Genomic DNA, 17,768 nt, shown 5'->3' on the forward strand with positions numbered 1-17,768 from the left:
TATTTAATTAACAGCTGATGAACGTCGCCTTTTTCTTCTTGGATCATCTTGATCTTCAATGCTAGAACTAACCTCTTCATTTTTTAAATCTTCTTTATCATCGTTTATTGGTATATTTTCAACCAATGGCTTGATTTCTTGCTCAGTATCTATTTCTTCAATTTCAATTTGTTCATTATCTAAAGTTGATGTAGCAAGATTAGATTTACTTGAATTTTTGATGGAAAATCGATTTTTTTTGCGATGCCTATTTGTATTAGAACTTATAAGTTGCTTTGCTTGCTTTATAACTTCTTCTGAATCATCACCTTCCCTTAAAATGCAGATAATAGAATTTTCATTGCTTTGACTTTCATCTAATAAAAGTTTTGGACTAAATCCCAGATTTCTATAAACTTCTTCTTCTACTTCATTAAGTTTAACTGTTATTAATTCTGTTTTTAGTTTATTTTTTTGTAAATCGGAAGTTGTATCAATTGTGCCACTTGAAACTATATTATTTTGTATATTGTTATCAGTAATATTATCATCATGATTTAAATTTATCTTTTCATTATTCTTATTTGAAAAATCTAAATTAATTTGTGGCTCATTTGTAATTTTTATATTTTGGTCAGTTTTATCAGATGCTGAATTCACTTTAGATGTGGTTTCTAAATAATTCTCACTATCAGGCAGTTCTGGTATATTCCCCAAACCAAAACAATCTGGACAAACTTTTCCAAAGAGTTCATAAATATTTTGACCTTGTCTTTTTCTTGTAAGTTCCACAAGTCCTAATTCTGTAAGTTGAGCAATTTGAGGCCTTGCTGAATCATTTTTTATGGCAGATGAGAAATCCTCTAATAATTGCAATTGATCTTTCCTGGAGTCCATATCAATAAAATCAATTATTATCACTCCTCCAATATTCCTAAGCCTTAATTGGCGAGCAATTTCCTTTGCCGCCTCGCAATTTGTCCAAAGCACAGTTTCTCTTGCATTTGCTGATCTAGTAAATGATCCGGAATTTACATCAATAACTGTTAGTGCCTCTGTTGGTTCAATAATTATATATCCCCCAGACGGTAGATCAACTCTGGGTTGAAGGGCATTCTGAATCGCGAGATTAATTTTGTAATGTTGGAAAATATCAGAGGGCCCTTGGTGGGCTTCTATGGACAAATTTGAAACTTGATTATTTAAAAAATCTTGAACACGCTCAACGGCTTGTTGACTGTCAACAATTATTTTTGATACTTCTGAACTTATGTGATCTCTTAGAACCTTTTGAATAAAATCCTCATCTCTCTTAATTAAGCTTGGTGGTGAATAATGTTCAGAGGTTTGTTGAATTATCTCCCACTGCTTTAGCAGGTATTCAAGGTCTTCTATTAATAACTCTTCATCAACTTTTTCAGCTTCAGTTCTTATCAATAATCCTGTACCGGGTGGTTTTATAAGAATACCTACTGCTTTGAGTCTATTGCGCTCGGACTCTGAGTTAATTCTTCTGGATATATTTACACCTTGACCATGTGGTTGAAGTACTAAATATCTTCCTGGTAAAGCAAGGTTTCCACTTAATCTTGCACCTTTATTTCCAGTAGGTTCTTTTATAACTTGCACTAAAACTTTTTGCCTAGGTTCAAGTAACTCCGTAATGCCAGCAGATGTTTTCTTTAGTCTTAGTGGTCCAAGATCGCTTACATGAATAAAACCATTCTTCTCGCTTTCGCCGATATTTACAAAAGCTGCATCGATACCAGGAAGAACATTCTCTACGGTGCCAAGGTAAACATCCCCAATTTGGTAGCGACCCTTTGCGACTATAAGTTCTTCGATATTTTCCTCTTTGAGCAGTGCCGCTATGCGCATCTGCTCAGCGATGATGATTTGCTGGCGCATCTGAAAAAATTGTTAACTCAACTTGACTCGAAAAAAATCAAAAAATTTATCTAGAAGATTCAATCAGCGTGTTGTGGTTACTTAGGCCTCACGGTGGAGATTTTGTCACTAATTGCTCTTCTTTTAATCGAGCCTGAAGAGAAGATACTGGAGGGAAATTGCCTGAATTTAAGGCTTTTCCATTTAAAACTTGGGTTAAGTCAAGACCTCTTTTAGGTAACCTTGAGCTCCATGATTATATTAGCACTCCATGCATTGTTATTTTTTAAATTTTTGAGAGTAGTGGCGAAACCTTTTCTAATATTTTTGTCATTTAGTCATACATTTGAGAATGAACGTTTTTTAACTAAATGCTTTTCGAGGATTTCAAAACAAATCAAAGACTTTAATAGAATTAACTGAATTGTCTTTTTAACTCACTGTGGTCAAAGTAAACGCTAATTATTTGAAATTAAAAGCTGGCTATTTATTCCCTGAAATTTCAAGGAGGGTGGGTAACTTTGTAAGTAATAACCCTGGTGTAAGCCTAATTAAACTTGGAATTGGAGATGTTACTGAGCCTTTGCCAGCGGCTTGTTGTGAAGCAATGAAATTTGCTATTGATGAAATGTCCACTCACGATGGATTTCATGGCTACGGACCTGAGCAGGGATATTTGTGGCTTAGAGAAAAAATAGCCACTTGGGAATATTTAAAAAGAGGTTGCGAAATAAGTCCCGAGGAAATTTTTGTATCAGACGGCTCAAAATGTGACAGCAGTAATATTCTTGACATCATCGGAGATGGTAACCAAATAGCCGTAACTGACCCTGTCTATCCTGTTTACGTTGATAGTAATGTTATGGCTGGTCAGACTGGTTTGGCCGATGAGAGTGGGTTGTATGAAGGTTTGAAATACATTCCCTTAACCGAATACAACAATTTTCAAGCGGAAATCCCTAAGGAAAAGGTTGATTTGATTTATTTGTGTTTTCCAAACAATCCAACAGGAGCGGTTGCGACTAAAGAGCAACTTGCAAAATGGGTCGATTATGCACTTGATCATCAATCCTTAATTCTTTTTGATGCAGCATACGAGGCGTTTATTCAAAATAATGATCTGCCACATTCAATTTATGAGATAGAAGGGGCAAAAGATTGTGCAATTGAATTTAGATCTTTTTCAAAAAATGCTGGTTTTACAGGTACCCGCTGTGCATATTGTGTAATTCCAAAATCATTGAAAGGACAATCTTCAAGCGGAGAAAAAATAGAGTTATGGAAATTATGGAATAGAAGGCAGAGCACTAAATTTAACGGTGTAAATTATGTTGTTCAAAGAGGTGCAGAGGCGGTTTATTCGGAGCAGGGGCAAGCCCAAATAAAAAAATTAATAAGCTTCTACATGGCAAATGCAGAGATTATTCGAAATACACTCATGAAATGTGGTTACAAAGTTTTTGGTGGTGAACATGCACCTTATGTTTGGCTGAAAGTTCCAAGTGGTAGAGATTCATGGGGATTTTTTGATTATTTATTAACTAAAGCAAATGTTGTTGGGACACCAGGGAGTGGATTTGGTTCAGCTGGTGAGGGCTATTTCAGGCTTTCTGCCTTTAACAGTAGGAGTAATGTTGAAGAGGCAATGCAAAGGATATCCAGTCTTTAGCGCCAATTATTCAAAATAGCTTTTACAGTTTTATAAATTGGATGAAAGAGGAGGACCAATGGTTGAGATGCCTGGAAAAAATTCCGCAGGTTCCGCTGTTCTAGAGAAACAAACTGAAAAAGTTAGAAAAACCTCTCCTAGGTACAAGGTTTTACTTCACAATGATCCAGTAAATTCAATGGAATTTGTTGTGAATACTCTTCGGCAGGTGGTTCCTCATTTAAGCGAGCAAGATGCCTTGGCCATAATGCTTGAAGCCCACAATACTGGTATCGGATTGGTAATAGTGTGTGATTTAGAACCAGCAGAATTTTATTCAGAATCTTTAAAAGCCAAAGGCTTAACAAGCACAATCGAGAAAGAAAACTGATTTATTTTTTTCTTAATCAATGGCAATGTTGGCTAAGCCAGGATAAAAAATGGCTTCCAACATTAACTCACATACCAATTCTTTACTGTTTGGGTTGGGTTATTGCAAATTTATATAATATTTTCGTATGGGAAGTATCGAAAGTAAATATATCTTTGCTGGGAACCATTTTAACTTTTATTTTATTTATTTTTTCATTAAAATCATGGTCTATTATACGATGGAACAAAAATAAAACTCTAAACTCATTAGGGCTATTCAATCCAATATTAAATCAGGAAATAATAAAAATATTCAAAGGCTTACTTATCTCATTGATATTAGTATTTTTAACATTTTCCCTTTTGTTTTTTGGTGGGTATGTTACGGACGTAAATGATTTTAATTTTGGGAAATTAATTAATGCAATTTTCCTTGGTTTGTTTGTTGGGTTTGCGGAGGAATTGATTTTTAGGGGCTGGTTAATGAATGAGTTTCAATATTTATTTGGCGCGAGAAAAGGGTTATTTATTCAACCACTAATTTTTAGCTTAGTTCATATTCGATTTGATTTGTCTTTTTGGGAAATGCTATTTCTATTGTTTGGATTGTTTTTATTAGGATTTTCTTTGACTTTAATAAGATTAAGAGATAATGGATCTCTTTGGGGAGCCATCTCGTTGCATGGTGGTTTAGTTGGCTTTTGGTTCCTAGTTAGTCAGGCGATCTTTGAATTCTCTTCAAAAGCTCCTGAAGTGATTATTGGGCCAAATGTATCACCAAATCCTATTGGCGGTGCTGTTGGGATAATTTCATTTTTGATACTTATTTTTACTCAGCGAAGAACTTTAGTGAGATTTTTGCGATTACCAGAATTTACTGTTAGTGATTCTTCTAAAGAAGTTAATCCATAATCTCTCTCAAGGAGTTTCATTACAGTTCTTCCAAAGTCATTTGGATGGGTATCAAAAGCCTCTAAACAAATTCGTCCAAAAGTTTTACCCATTGGTTCGGGATTCCAGAGTAACTTTCTCGCAGTCCATGGCATCATGCTCATTGGGTTATAACCTTTTTTTATCAGCCCTTTTTCAAAGCCATATTTCTCAAGAAGTGTGTGTGGTTGTAATCCAATAAAAAATATTGCAGGCTCTACGTTCTTTTCACCAAAAATACGTTCAAGTTCTCGATGGTAAGCAACAGTTTGACTTATTGTTTCAGGACGTTCATCAATAACATTAAATGAATAGTTAACTGAAACATGGTCTTTAAATCCCGCCTTTGATAGTAATTCGCAGTTTTTTAAAACAGTTCTTAAATTGTAACCCATATTCATTTTTCTAACTAACTCCTGAGATCCTGAAGTTATTCCAATTTCAAAGTAACTCATGCCTGTTTCTACCATGAGTTCTGCAAGTTCTTCATCTATGTTATCGGCCCGAATGTAGGCAGCCCATTTTATATTGATTAAACCTTCATTAATGATCGCTCTAAGAAGTTCTTTTGCATTTTGAATATGACCCCTTGCAGGAATAAATTGTGCATCAGTGAACCAGAAACCTCTAACACCCATATCATAAAGTTGCCTCATTTCTGCAACTACCTCATCAACTGGATTTATACGAACTTTCTTACCTTCAATAACTGTGTATATGCAATAACAGCAATTGTGTGGGCAACCCCTTTTAGTTTGAACACCTACATAAAAATCACCACCTTCAAGATACCAATTTAATTGCGGCCAAATTGATCTTATATATTCATAGTTGCATGCAGTTTTAATTAAATTGTTAGGTTTTTCATGGATTAAATTATTTCGTGGTTCTTCGCCGGCGTTAAAACTTCTTTCATCATTTATGGATTCACCTTTTATTAATTTTTCTAGTAAAAGTTCACCCTCACCAACAGATATGAGAGTGTCTTTAGGGAGAGATTTTCCTAGTTGTTCGTAAAAAACGCTTACTGCACCACCACCCACAACAGCCCTTGCTTTTTTATGGAAACATTTAGCTTTTTTTAATCCTTTTTTGATCAACTTTTGATTTCGCCATAATTCACCATAGTGACTGCTCATCAGTCTTAATCCACCCAAAGCCCCGTGAATCCTTTTGAGTGGGTTTCGAGAATAGAAAACCTCAAATGAACTTTGAAGAGGGTTACCTTGCCTACCATCGACAGGAGCATAAATTTGTATGTCCCTCCAAGAGAAAACTAAGAGTGTTGGCTTGAACAGACCAATTGTTTGAAGAAGTGTTTTTTTAACATCAAGGCTTGGGAGGGCGGCTAAATCAAGAATTTTTTGAGGTATCTCGGGGAAACATTTATGTAAGTAATCTGCCAGATATATTGGTCCTATTGGGAAAATGGGATTACAAGGTAGCCTAATAAATAGGACACGTTCTTCATTTTTTCCTTGGAAGGAAGATCCCATATTTCAAGTAACTCTCGGCGTTTTGATAAACGACTTTAAAAGTTTTTTATAAAGTTACGGTAATCTAACAAGTTCAGTTACCTTCTGAAAGAAGATTGGATTTTAATTTTTAGTCTTTCCATCTCCAAATTCTTGCTGCTCCTCAGCGTTTATTACTTTAATTTCAAATTTCACTACAAAACCCAGCAAGATAAGTATCAGTCCTAAAACTGGCAAGTATGAAGTATTCGTCAATTAAAGCCCCCTAGAAAGTTTCAGAGCAGAATGTATTAATTAAATTATCAGGTCTAAGACTTTGATGAACGATTTTCTCAAAAATTGAAGTACAAAAATTTTTATTTGCCAATTTTAAATCTTGAATAAGCCCAGTAATATCAGGTTATTGCTTGGCTTGCGAATACATGCCGGTGATTGGAGTTGAACCAACGACCTACTGGTTACGAATCAGTTGCTCTGCCACTGAGCTACACCGGCGTGTATTTGAAGATAACATTAACTATTTACAAGTATTTACGAAAAACGTGAACCAACCACTAAAACCAGATCCCAAAATAGATCCTCAACTACGCGAAAAATTACTTAAGGAAACTAAAAATCCTTTTTATGGCCCACGGAGAGCTCTTTGGTTTGTGTTTTGTGGAGCTGCTTTGATGGGGCTACTCATAATGATTTCCCGCTTAGTGGGAGGAGATGTTGTGTCGTTAAATGATTTTGGAATTCAAGGAGGCGCATTTTTATTATTCGCTTCATTGATTTGGTTTGATCGCAAAAAAGAAAATATTGAAGATTAATTGATCCTTAATCCCCCAAAAATAACTTTAAGGTCAACTACTAGCTAGCTACTTAACTTACGTTTTTGAGTAACCATTTTAAATCCTTCAATTAAATCTCCCTCTTTCCAATTTGAAAAACGATCACTCCCAACTCCACATTCGAAGCCCGTGGCAACTTCTTTTACATCATCCTTATTTCTTCTCAATGAATCTAAATCTCCAGTATAAATTATTTGCCCAGAACGATTGACTCTAATTTTGCAGTTTCTTTGTAGTTTTCCGTTAGTTATGTAACAGCCTGCTACTGCACTTCGCCCAATTGTGAAAATCGCTCTTACTTCAGCTTGCCCAAGTGACTCTTCGACTAACTCTGGTTCAAGCAGTCCTTCCATTGCGAATTGAATATCTTCAAGCAGTTTGTAAATGACCTCGTAATCTCTTACATCGACTCCCGCTGAGTCAGCTGCTCTTTTTGCTCCTGAGGCCATAGACGTATTGAATCCGACTATTACTGCTCCTGATGCGGCAGCTAAATCAACATCAGTTTCAGTTATTTCTCCAGGAGCGGATAATAAAACTCTTACCTGAACTTCATTTTTAGGTAATTGTTCAAGTGAACCAAGAATGGCTTCTATGCTTCCCTGTACATCTGCTTTAAGGATGACATTAAGTTCTTTGAGATCCCCCTCATTGGCTTGATTAGACAAACCTGATAAAGATACTCTTCTAGTTGCCATCTGCTGAGCAAGTCGCGTTGCTCTTGCGTCTGAAGCTCTGTCTCCAACAACAGCTCGGGCTGATTTTTCATCAGGATAAACCTCAAACTCATCACCAGCTGTAGGCACTTCATTAAAACCAAGAGCCTCCACTGGACAGGAAGGACCCGCATTTTTGAGTCTTAACCCATTTTCATCAACCATTGCTCTTACTTTTCCAAGAACAGGACCTGCTGCAATTACATCTCCAGCTTTAAGGGTTCCGTTCTGAACTAGAAGAGTGGCAACTGGACCTTTAGCTTTGTCTAGATGTGCTTCAATTACTGTTCCTTTTGCCAAACGTTCCGGATTGGCTTGTAAATCTTCAACGTCGGTTACTAAATGTATCATCTCGAGAAGTTTGTCAATATTTTCACCCTTAATTGCACTTACAGGGACCATCACCACATCGCCACCCCATTCCTCAGCTATGAGGTTCTGCTCAGAAAGTTCTTGTTTTACTCTGTCAGCAGAAGAACCTTCTTTGTCAATTTTATTGATTGCAACAACAATTGGCACTTCAGCAGCTCTTGCATGACTAATCGCTTCAAGTGTTTGAGGCCTAACTCCATCATCTGCAGCAACAACTAAGACTGCGACGTCTGTAACTTTTGTGCCACGTGCTCTCATCGCAGTAAATGCTTCATGGCCGGGCGTATCTAGAAAAGTTAGTTTTTTGAGTTGGTTCTCATGTTTAGTTTCTATTTGATAGGCACCAATATGTTGTGTAATTCCGCCAGCTTCGCCTGCAGCAACTCGGGCTTTTCTTATGGCATCTAAAAGACTAGTTTTGCCATGATCAACATGTCCCATCACTGTCACAACCGGAGGTCTTCTTATCAGATGAGCAAGATCGGCGTCTTCGATCATTTCGACTGTTTTTTTAGCAGCCTCTTCCACATCATCTTGTAAAACTGGCACACCAAACTCATCAGCAACGGTCTCAATAGTTGGTAAATCTAATGATTGAGTGACAGTAGCTGTAATTCCTTTGAAGAAAAGAGATTTGATTATTTCTGAACTCTCAACACTTAGCATGTCAGCAAGTTCTTGAACCGTAAGATTTTCGTCGGGCACAATAATCATCTCCGGTCTTACCTGTTTTGCTTCTCGAGATGCACGTAATTCCATGGCTCTTCTTCTTTGCCGCTGACGAGTTGTTTCTTTCTTGCGTTTTCGAATTGCAACTGTTGGCTTATTGGAACTTTTCTTTGAAGATTTAGGCTTTGATGGTCTGGCTAAACTGGCAGAAGCAAGGGTTGTCTGCTGTTCTCCAGCAAAACCGCTTGTTTCCGCGGTTAATGCATCATCATTTTCACCGATAATATGAACCTTTTGCCTTTGCTTTTGATTGGATTTATTTCTTAATGCCTCTAATTTTGCACTGTCATCCCAATCAGGTCTTGATTTTCTAGGAGCGCCAGTATTACCTCCTGGCCTATGGAAAGGCTTCTTTGGTGCAGATGGAGGAGTTGGTCTATTTGTTGGGGGTTTTGCTTTGTTTGAATCTGAAGAATCTTTGCGAGATTTATTTCCAGTTGTATTTCCACTGGGTTTCCTCGGAGGAGGAGTGCCAGGACGCCCAGAGGGTTTTTGAAGTTGCATCAATTCGCCAGGTGCAACCGGTTTTCTCATGCCGGTAGGTATGCCTTGCCTGCCTTGAGCTGAACCTGATCTTGTGGGTGGATTGGCTCTGTTTGGAGCTCCTTGTCTGCCTTGTTGTTGATATCCGCCAGGTCTTGATGGATTGCCTTGTCTTAATTGAGAGCCTTGTCGATTTTGTCCACCAGGTCTATTTGGACGAGGTGATACTGAATTCCTAGAAGAATTTGAGGGCCTTAAAGGGGCATTTGGTCGAGATCCCTGATTTTTTGGAGATTGATTTTTATTGCTTATGGGCCTTTCCCGGCGAATAGGTGCTCCAACAAGCTCGGGAGGGTTGCTTTTCTTTGGAGACTGACTACTACCTGCCCTCTGAGGAGGCCTGTTCTGGTCATTATTCCTTTTTTCGAGTCTTACAGGACCTCTTTGAGAACCAAACTTTTTCTGATCCTGATCAACCCTTGGCCTATTGCCATCGTTTTGAAGAGGCTTAAGTGGACGGTTTTTCCTAAAGTCACTGACAATATTGGCTGATGGCCGTTTAGGTTGTGGTGGACTAATTAATTGTGGCTTTGTTAGTGGTTTATCTCGACTGTCGGATTTCCTCAATAATGAGGACTTTGATAAGTCGGGTGATTTAGCTGATTTTATTACTGGCTTTTGATTAATATTTTGATCTTTTTTTGGTACTAAGGGTGGCTTTTGAGAACGAAGATTGTTTTTACTATCTAAAGCAGGTTTACCAATTTCGCGGGGTTTAGGAGCTAGAGGTTTTGGCGCTGTGGGTTTTTTATTGATTAGTTGTCTAACAGGTTTGGATGGAGATTTATCGACCTTTTTGGATAAATTTTTTGAATCATTTTCTGAGTTACTTTTGGAAATCTCTTCACTTGCTTTTGTTTTTGGATGCAGTTTCTTGGGAATAGAAGGTTTTGCTGTGAGCGTTTTTTCTTTATCGGGAGATTTTTCTTGTTTGGGAGAAATGCTTTTTGATGGTAGCGGGGTTGCTTTTTTTAGAGAAAGTATTTGTTTTGAATTTGATTGCTTGGATTTTTGTTCGATTAGAGGGGATTTGTTTTGTCTAAGAAAATTTCTTATTTGCTTTGCATCTTCATCACTTATTGAACTGCTGTGACTTTTTACAGAAATTTTTAGTTTTTTTGCGGCCTCAAGCACATCTCTATTTTCAAGGTTTAAAACCTTGGAGAGTTCATAGATCCTGATTTTGCCGCTGCTTGTCATTAAGTTTTCCGATTAGTCCAATTTGTTGATTTTTAGCCTATTTATCAGCTTATTATTTATCTTGCCCTAGTTGATGGATCATTGCACTGATTTAGTCGATCTTTGAGAATTTCTATAATGTTTTGCTCTACCTTGCATCTCAAAGCTTTTTGAAGACGTTTTCGCCGCCAAGATTCATCTAGGCAAGATTGATTGAGACAGATATAGGCAGATCTGCCCATTCCCCCTTCGAGGACTACACCATCCTTGAAGTCCCTTGTTACTTTGATAAGCCTTCTTCTATCAAAGACTCCTCTACATGCAACGCAGCGACGAAGGACGGGTTGTTGGTTCACCGGGTTCCATCCTCTGAGTATTTCGACTCTACTTCGGGTTCATCTATACCTTGGGATTCTGTATTTGTTTTATTTGGCTCTTGATCAATAATTTGCTTACTATCAATGCTTTCTGATCCTGAAATATCCTCTTCATTTACTCCTTCGGAATCTTCTTTGAAGTCCTCATCGTCCTCTGGGAGGGGATAAAGTTCTCTTAGTCTTGCATCTTCTTCAGCTCTTGCAGCTTGTTCCGCAGCAAACCTATCCTCAGCTTGTTTTTGAAGTGCTTCTTCTTCTTCTCTTTGAGAGATCAATTCTGCAACAACTGAATCTTCAGCGGCTTGATCGTATTCTTGTGAATTTTTAATGTCAATTTTCCAACCAGTAAGTCTGGCTGCCAGTCGAACATTTTGCCCTTCTCTTCCAATTGCAAGACTAAGCTGGTCTGGCGGGACAAGAACATGTGCGTGTTGTCCCTCGGGATCAACCAACCTAACCATTTCAACTCTGGATGGACTCAATGAGTTGCAAATGTATTCGACAGGATCTGGTGACCATCGGATTACATCAATCTTTTCGCCTCTAAGTTCATTAACAACTTGCTGAATCCGTGAACCTCTGGCTCCTATGCATGCTCCAACAGGGTCGACTTCTCTCTCGATGCTGTCAACTGCAACTTTTGTTCTTGGACCAACTGACCTTGAGGGTGGGTTTGCCTCTCTAGCAACTGCAACTATTTTTACTGAACCTTCCTGTATCTCAGGGACTTCGTTTTCGAATAAGTAGACAACTAACCCAGCGTTTGATCTGCTAACAAATAGTTGAGGACCTCTACGTGGGACCTCACTAACTTCTTTGAGATAAACTTTAAAAGTTGCGTTAGCCCGATAATTATCATTAGGTAATTGATCTTTTCTTGGTAATTCAGCTTCAACTTCAGGTCTTCCCAATCCTGAACTTACAGCCATAATTACTGATTGCCTCTCAAATCTTATAACTCTGGCAGTAAGTACAGGGTCCTCTAAATCAGCAAATTCTTCTTGGATCATTCTTCTTTGCTGATCCCTTAATTTTTGAGCCAACACTTGTTTGGTGGTTGTAGCAGCCATCCTTCCAAACTCCTCTTTTTCAGGAGTTACATCTAGAACAACTGTGTCTCCAATTTGTGCATCATCGGCGACTTGCATAACCTCTGAAAGGGAAATTTGATGATCTTCACTTTCTATTTCTTCAACAATGATTTTACTTGCCAAAACTCGATATCCTTCTTCCTCAAGGTCTAGACCAACATCGAAATTACTAAAATATTCTTCTTCGAATGGATCTTGGCTAATCCCAAGGTAAAGAGTCCGACGATATCTTTCGTACCCCTTTAATAGGGCTTCTCGCAAAGCAGCTTCAACGACTTGAGTGGGGAGTTTCTTCTCCTCACTTATGTCTTCGATTAAATTATTTAGTCCGGGAAGAAGAACAAGTGCCATCGATGATGGATTAAGTAAAGGTGGTTGGGGGAGAAAAGCAGATTTGGTGGTTTAACTATTCTTCTGAATTAACAAGACGAACGTTAATAACACTTGTCGTTGGAATGATGATAATCCTTCCTTTGCAATTAAGCTTCAATTCTTGTTTTGTTCTCTCATGAAGTAGCCCTTTTTGTTTGTTTTCACATTTATTTTTGTCCTTGAATTGAACTTCTACGGGAAAACCTTTGAAAGTATTGAATTCTTTATCTGTCTCTAAGAAATCAGAGAGACCAGGACTACTTATCTCAAGAAGATAAGAATTTTTCAGGAGCTTGGAGTTATCAAAGGCATCACCTATAAAAGGGCTTAACTTTGCACAATCGTCTAAAGAGACAAAACCTCCTCCTTTTGGACGGATATCTAACTTAATTGTCATTGGGTTTAAGTGTGTATGAAAATCAATTCCAATCACCTCAAAACCTTCATCCGAAGCCGTTTTGCAGGCAATCTCTCTAAGCTCAATGTTTAGTGAATTCAAGAAAAATCCAAGATTTAGATTGGGAAGTGACCCAATCGGTGTCAGATTTAACCTGCCCCAATAAAAGGGGTACCGTTAGGCTACTGACAATGATACTTGATCGGCTAACCGATTCACATAGAGCTTTGTAAGCTACTCTTTCGATTTCAAACTAAGTAGGATCTCAAAAGATTCATAAATTGCATGAACGAAGAAAAAAAAAATCAGACAAGTAAGGCAAATAAATCGATTGCAAAAATTTTTAGTCTCGTATTTCTCTGGCTTTTTACTTTTTCAAACCCTGTCTTAGCTCTTGAAGAATTTGGAGCCAGTAGATCAAATCACAGTTTCGTTGCCGACGCTGTTAGAGGAGTTGCGCCTGCTGTTGTTCGTATCGATACGGAAAGAACAGTTGAAAGACAGCCTTATGACCCCACTTTGATCGATCCGCTACTTAGGGACCTTCTTGGAGAGGGTGGAATGGGTCCTGAAAGGGAGAGAGGACAAGGTTCAGGAGTGTTAATTAACTCAGAGGGCCTAGTTCTTACTAATGCACATGTGGTTGAGAAGGTAGATGAAGTTAATGTGACTCTTGCAAGTGGTCAAGAGTGTGATGGCAAAGTTGTTGGTAGTGATCCTGTTACTGATATTGCTCTAGTTCAGTTACTAGATTTTCCTGATTTAAAATCAGCGCCCTTAGGTGACTCTGAAGATTTGGAGGTTGGTGATTGGGCCATAGCTCTTGGGACCCCCTTTGGTCTAGAGCGTACTGTGACTCTTGGAATAGTTAGCAGTCTGCATAGGGATATAAATAGTCTTGGCTTCTCAGATAAAAGACTAGATTTAATTCAAACTGATGCAGCGATCAATCCTGGCAATTCTGGGGGGCCATTGGTTAATGCAAGGGGCGAGGTAATTGGAATAAACACTCTTGTTAGATCTGGTCCTGGGGCTGGTTTGGGATTTGCAATACCTATAAACCTTGCCAGTAGAGTTTCGGATGAGCTGTTGTCAAATGGTGAGGTAATACATCCTTACTTGGGAGTGCAATTGATATCACTTACTGCAAGGATTGCAAGAGAGCACAATAAAGACCCAAATTCTCTTCTGGAATTGCCTGAGAGATCAGGTGCGTTGGTTCAAACTGTAATTCCTGATAGTCCTGCAGAACGAGCAGGGCTCAGGAGAGGTGATTTAGTCATTTATGCACAAGGTAATGAAATTGATGATCCGCAGTCACTTCTTGAAAAAGTTGAGCAATCTGAGATTGGTAGACCTTTTGATTTAAAGATCCTGCGCGAAAGTAGAGAAATTAAGCTTTCCATAAAACCGGACCCACTTCCTGGACTGAGTTAGGACCTGCTACTGTCTCGGCTAATTACTAATAATTTTGTTTGAGATGTCTGATTTGCAAAAACAAATGAAACAAGCAGTTGCAGACGCAGCTGTGGATTTAATTGATGATGGGATGGTTGTTGGACTGGGATCCGGTTCTACTGCTGCTTTGATGATCGAAGCCCTAGGTAAAAAGATTGCTGAGGGTAAGCTAAAAAAAATCATTGGCGTAACCACTTCATTTCAGGGAGAGGTCTTAGCTTCTAGCCTCGGGATAAATTTGAAACAACTTTCAGCTGTTTCAAAAATTGATTTAGCTATAGATGGCGCCGATGAGGTGGATCCTTCCTTTCAGTTAATTAAGGGTGGAGGAGCCTGTCATGTACAAGAGAAACTTGTTGCAACCCTTGCCAGTCAATTTATCGTTGTTGTTGATTCAACTAAATTGGTTGATTGCCTCAATAAGGAATTTCTCCTCCCTGTAGAGGTTATTCCCTCCTCATGGATTCATGTACAGAACAATCTCAAAACAATGGGAGCAAAAACAACTTTGCGAATGGCAGCAAAGAAGGCAGGCCCAGTGGTTTCTGATCAAGGTAATTTAATTATTGATATTCAATTCGAAAATGGAATAAAATCCCCAGAAAAGCTTGAAAAAGAAATTAATAATATCCCTGGGGTACTTGAAAATGGACTTTTTGTAAACCTTACTGATGATGTTTTGGTTGGCGAAATTATTAATGGAAAAGCTGCTGTAAAAAAACTAATCAGATCTGATTCTGATTGATTGCGCATGGCTAAAAAGGCCCTCGCTTTTGGCCAGCTCCACAATTGCTTCTTTGTTGCGTGTAAGAGCTTTTGAGTTGAATTGAATTATTGAAGTGTTCTTCATGAAAGTTTCAACACTTAAAGCGCCACTAAACCTTGCAGTTCCGGAGGTCGGGAGTGTGTGATTAGGTCCTGCCAAATAATCTCCAACAGCCTCTGGTGTCCATGGACCAATGAATATTGCTCCTGCATTGTTTATTTTCTTGGAAACTTCACAAGGATCTTCCGTGAGAATTTCTAGATGTTCAGGAGCAAACTCATCAGAAAGTTTTATGCATTCATCAAGGCTTTCGCAATGAATTAAAACGCCCCAATCCTCAAGAGATTTTTTGCATATTTCTGCCCGGGGATGATTCTTAAGTTGTTTGTCTATTTCCTCTGGTAACGAATCAATTATTTTTAATTCTGTTGTTATTAGGATTGCTGCTGCTAGAGGATCGTGCTCTGCTTGAGCCAATAAATCAGAAGCTATTTGCTCAATTTTTGCCGATTTGTCTGCAATTATTAGTACCTCGCTTGGACCAGCAAGGGAGTCAATTCCAACTTTACCGTAAACAGATTTCTTGGCTAAAGTTACAAAAATATTTCCTGGCCCACTAATAACATCAACTTTGGGGATAGTTTCTGTTCCAAAAGCTAAAGCTGCAATAGCCTGGGCACCTCCAATGCGAAAAACCCTCTCTATTCCAAGAAGGTAGGCGGCAGCCATAACTGTTGAATTTATTTCCCCATCTTTCCCCGCAGGGGTTACCATTATTAATTCCTTAACACCAGCAACCTTTGCAGGGATAGCATTCATTATTACCGTGCTGGGATATGAGGCTCTCCCCCCAGGTATATAAATACCTGCTTTTTCTACTGGTCCCCATCTTCTTCCCAATTTTTCTCCTGTGTCACCGGTGAAAGAGATATCCTTCGGGATTTGTAAATAGTGAAATTTTTCAATACGCTCTTTCGCTGTTTTTAAAGCGTCTTGCAGATTGAATGGAGTTTCTTCCCAGGCTTTTTTGAGTTTTTCTTGAGGAACTTCAAGAGGATCTGGACGAAATCCATCATATTTTTCAGTAAATTTGAATAATGCTTCATCTCCAGATTTTTGGATCTCGCCGAGAATCTCTTCGACTATCTTTGTTACTGTTTCTTGAGAACCTGAGCTTGTCCTATTTGTAATGCTTTCTAGAGATTGGGAAGCCTCATGAAAATTATTAATTTTTCGAATTTTGGTGCTCATACCTTTTCAACTTGTTGATAAACCTAAAAAGCCTGAGGGATTTAAATTTAAGTTTTAGTTTGATGATTTTAGATCTTCTTGTATTGTCTCATGAATATCTAATGTTGGCGCATTAAGCTAAGGTAATAGTCCTAACGAAAAATCAACGACCATCAGTGGCAAATAACAAATCAGCCAAGAAGCGAATACAGATTTCTGAGCGCAATCGGCTTGAGAACAAATCTTACAAATCTGCAGTTAGAACTCTAATGAAGAGATTTTTTATTGCATGTGATTCATACGCTTCTGAAAAAAGTGACAGCGCCAGCCTTTCACTTCAAAAAAATATTAACGAAGCTTTTAGTAAAATCGATAAAGCTGTTAAAAGAGGAGTCATGCACAAAAATAATGCTGCGAATCAGAAAGCAAGACTCAGCTTGGCTCACAAAAAAGCTATTGGTTCCGAAAAACCCTCTTAATACTTAAATTTTGGGGTTGCGTTTTCTTTGCGGCAAAAACAAGTGACAGAAATCAACCTCATTGACAGTCATTGTCATATTGTTTTCGAAAATTTTCAAAGCGACCTTGACGAAACAGCTTTGCGATGGAGAGAGGCTGGTGTAGTCAGTCTTCTACACGCATGTGTAGAGCCTTCCGAAATTAGTTCTATTCGCGCTTTGGCTGATCGTTTCCCTGAATTGCGTTATGCGGTTGGTTGTCATCCACTTGATACTGAGAATTGGAGTGATAACACACCAGAGATTTTGAGAGAGGCTGCTATTTCTGATTCGCGGGTTGTAGCTATTGGTGAACTTGGTCTGGATTTATTCAAAGATGATAATCTCGATGAACAATTGGAAATTCTGAGGCCCCAACTTTCAATAGCTTTTGATTTAGAACTTCCCGTAATCATCCATTGCCGAAATGCAGCAGAAGAGATGTTCAAAGTTCTTTCTAATTTTAAAGATAAAAATATTTGTCCTCGCGGTGTAATGCATTGTTGGGGGGGGACAAGAATGGAAATGGAAAAGTTCCTAAGTTTGGGTTTTTACATAAGTTTTAGCGGCACAGTTACTTTTCCTAAGGCAGCTCAGATACATGACTGCGCAGCTGAAGTACCCTCCGATCGATATTTAGTTGAGACTGATTGCCCATTTCTTTCACCAGTCCCCCTTAGAGGGAAAAGAAATGAGCCCGCAAATGTCAGGAAAGTAGCAGCCGCGATTGCTAAATTGAGAGGGGAATCACTTGAATCGGTTGCAGAAAAAACAACTTCCAATGCTAGAAAATTATTTAATTTACCTTGATATCAAAATTTTCGATTGGAAATAATTGTTTCGCCGGTGTACAATTGGGAATTGGCCTAGTTTGTTTGTGCTCATTTGCTGGGCACTCATTTTTCAAGGATTTTTGA

16 protein-coding genes and 1 tRNA gene are annotated in these 17,768 nt (G+C 38.4%); 8 read left to right on the top strand and 9 right to left on the bottom strand.

Translation table 11 applies throughout. The features are described 5' to 3' along the window. Positions 1-3: 3 nt before the first annotated feature. Positions 4-1,887 carry an Rne/Rng family ribonuclease gene (locus AC6EJA_RS07710; protein WP_498502076.1) on the bottom strand — a complete coding sequence of 628 codons (1,884 nt, stop codon included), beginning with the start codon at positions 1,885-1,887 and terminating at the stop codon, positions 4-6. A gap of 421 nt (positions 1,888-2,308) precedes the next feature. On the opposite strand from AC6EJA_RS07710, the gene AC6EJA_RS07715 reads away from it, so the two are divergent. The 3 genes from AC6EJA_RS07715 (at position 2,309) to AC6EJA_RS07725 (ending at position 4,798) form a co-directional block, all read left to right on the top strand. Continuing rightward, positions 2,309-3,535, top strand: coding sequence for an LL-diaminopimelate aminotransferase (locus AC6EJA_RS07715; RefSeq protein WP_498502077.1), 1,227 nt, complete (start codon positions 2,309-2,311; stop codon positions 3,533-3,535). 58 nt (positions 3,536-3,593) lie between these two features. Next, positions 3,594-3,905: an ATP-dependent Clp protease adapter ClpS gene (clpS, locus tag AC6EJA_RS07720; RefSeq protein WP_498503578.1), complete on the top strand. Its 312-nt coding sequence runs from the start codon at positions 3,594-3,596 to the stop codon at positions 3,903-3,905. Positions 3,906-3,994: 89 nt separating this feature from the next. Beyond that, complete coding sequence (locus AC6EJA_RS07725) at positions 3,995-4,798, top strand: CPBP family intramembrane glutamic endopeptidase (protein ID WP_498502078.1); 804 nt, start codon at positions 3,995-3,997, stop codon at positions 4,796-4,798. Here the strand turns inward: AC6EJA_RS07725 and AC6EJA_RS07730 are convergent. The 3 genes from AC6EJA_RS07730 to AC6EJA_RS07740 form a co-directional block, all read right to left on the bottom strand. Continuing rightward, positions 4,720-6,312: a photosystem II high light acclimation radical SAM protein gene (locus AC6EJA_RS07730; RefSeq protein ID WP_498502079.1), complete on the bottom strand. Its 1,593-nt coding sequence runs from the start codon at positions 6,310-6,312 to the stop codon at positions 4,720-4,722. The genes AC6EJA_RS07725 and AC6EJA_RS07730 overlap by 79 nt on opposite strands. A 102-nt stretch (positions 6,313-6,414) precedes the next feature. Then, positions 6,415-6,546 carry a hypothetical protein gene (locus AC6EJA_RS07735; RefSeq protein ID WP_498502080.1) on the bottom strand — a complete coding sequence of 44 codons (132 nt, stop codon included), beginning with the start codon at positions 6,544-6,546 and terminating at the stop codon, positions 6,415-6,417. A gap of 168 nt (positions 6,547-6,714) precedes the next feature. After that, a tRNA-Thr gene (locus tag AC6EJA_RS07740) sits at positions 6,715-6,786 on the bottom strand. Between the two features lie 47 nt (positions 6,787-6,833). Here AC6EJA_RS07740 and AC6EJA_RS07745 point away from each other — a divergent pair. Continuing rightward, positions 6,834-7,103: a photosystem II assembly family protein gene (locus tag AC6EJA_RS07745; RefSeq protein WP_498502081.1), complete on the top strand. Its 270-nt coding sequence runs from the start codon at positions 6,834-6,836 to the stop codon at positions 7,101-7,103. A gap of 44 nt (positions 7,104-7,147) precedes the next feature. On the opposite strand, the gene infB is transcribed toward AC6EJA_RS07745, so the two are convergent. The 4 genes from infB to AC6EJA_RS07765 are packed head-to-tail and all read right to left on the bottom strand — an operon-like array spanning position 7,148 to position 13,002. Continuing rightward, complete coding sequence (gene infB, locus AC6EJA_RS07750) at positions 7,148-10,684, bottom strand: translation initiation factor IF-2 (RefSeq protein WP_498502082.1); 3,537 nt, start codon at positions 10,682-10,684, stop codon at positions 7,148-7,150. A gap of 56 nt (positions 10,685-10,740) precedes the next feature. Beyond that, positions 10,741-11,019: a YlxR family protein gene (locus AC6EJA_RS07755; protein ID WP_498502083.1), complete on the bottom strand. Its 279-nt coding sequence runs from the start codon at positions 11,017-11,019 to the stop codon at positions 10,741-10,743. Then, entirely contained in the window at positions 11,016-12,482 is a 1,467-nt protein-coding gene (nusA, locus tag AC6EJA_RS07760) for a transcription termination factor NusA (protein WP_498502084.1), read from the bottom strand. Before nusA ends, AC6EJA_RS07755 begins: the two co-directional genes overlap by 4 nt. A 55-nt stretch (positions 12,483-12,537) precedes the next feature. After that, a complete protein-coding gene (locus AC6EJA_RS07765; protein WP_498502085.1) occupies positions 12,538-13,002 on the bottom strand; it encodes an LSm family protein in 465 nt (154 codons plus the stop codon). Positions 13,003-13,185: 183 nt separating this feature from the next. Between AC6EJA_RS07765 and AC6EJA_RS07770 the strand changes: the two genes are divergently transcribed. Next, the gene (locus AC6EJA_RS07770) at positions 13,186-14,337 is read left to right on the top strand and encodes a trypsin-like peptidase domain-containing protein (RefSeq protein WP_498502086.1); all 1,152 of its coding nucleotides are present in this window, start codon (positions 13,186-13,188) and stop codon (positions 14,335-14,337) included. A gap of 43 nt (positions 14,338-14,380) precedes the next feature. Beyond that, on the top strand, positions 14,381-15,103 hold the full coding sequence (gene rpiA / locus AC6EJA_RS07775) for a ribose-5-phosphate isomerase RpiA (protein ID WP_498502087.1): 723 nt from the start codon (positions 14,381-14,383) through the stop codon (positions 15,101-15,103). Here rpiA and hisD read toward each other — a convergent pair. Further along, on the bottom strand, positions 15,080-16,375 hold the full coding sequence (gene hisD / locus AC6EJA_RS07780) for a histidinol dehydrogenase (protein WP_498502088.1): 1,296 nt from the start codon (positions 16,373-16,375) through the stop codon (positions 15,080-15,082). The two genes, rpiA and hisD, sit on opposite strands and share 24 nt — an antisense overlap. A gap of 155 nt (positions 16,376-16,530) precedes the next feature. Between hisD and rpsT the strand changes: the two genes are divergently transcribed. Both rpsT and AC6EJA_RS07790 read left to right on the top strand, forming a co-directional pair. Continuing rightward, the gene (rpsT, locus tag AC6EJA_RS07785) at positions 16,531-16,833 is read left to right on the top strand and encodes a 30S ribosomal protein S20 (protein WP_498502089.1); all 303 of its coding nucleotides are present in this window, start codon (positions 16,531-16,533) and stop codon (positions 16,831-16,833) included. A 42-nt stretch (positions 16,834-16,875) separates the two neighbouring features. After that, positions 16,876-17,661 (top strand): TatD family hydrolase, encoded by a 786-nt coding sequence (locus tag AC6EJA_RS07790; RefSeq protein WP_498502090.1) that lies wholly within the window; start codon positions 16,876-16,878, stop codon positions 17,659-17,661. Positions 17,662-17,768: the final 107 nt, after the last annotated feature.

This window comes from Prochlorococcus sp. MIT2309 (genome assembly GCF_059772305.1).

Coding starts and splice junctions, on each gene's coding strand:
- AC6EJA_RS07710 (WP_498502076.1), bottom strand. CDS start 1,887: ATGCGCCAGCAAATCATCATCGCTGAGCAGATGCGCATAGCGGCACTG.
- clpS (WP_498503578.1), top strand. CDS start 3,594: ATGGTTGAGATGCCTGGAAAAAATTCCGCAGGTTCCGCTGTTCTAGAG.
- AC6EJA_RS07730 (WP_498502079.1), bottom strand. CDS start 6,312: ATGGGATCTTCCTTCCAAGGAAAAAATGAAGAACGTGTCCTATTTATT.
- infB (WP_498502082.1), bottom strand. CDS start 10,684: ATGACAAGCAGCGGCAAAATCAGGATCTATGAACTCTCCAAGGTTTTA.
- nusA (WP_498502084.1), bottom strand. CDS start 12,482: ATGGCACTTGTTCTTCTTCCCGGACTAAATAATTTAATCGAAGACATA.
- AC6EJA_RS07770 (WP_498502086.1), top strand. CDS start 13,186: ATGAACGAAGAAAAAAAAAATCAGACAAGTAAGGCAAATAAATCGATT.
- rpiA (WP_498502087.1), top strand. CDS start 14,381: ATGTCTGATTTGCAAAAACAAATGAAACAAGCAGTTGCAGACGCAGCT.
- hisD (WP_498502088.1), bottom strand. CDS start 16,375: ATGAGCACCAAAATTCGAAAAATTAATAATTTTCATGAGGCTTCCCAA.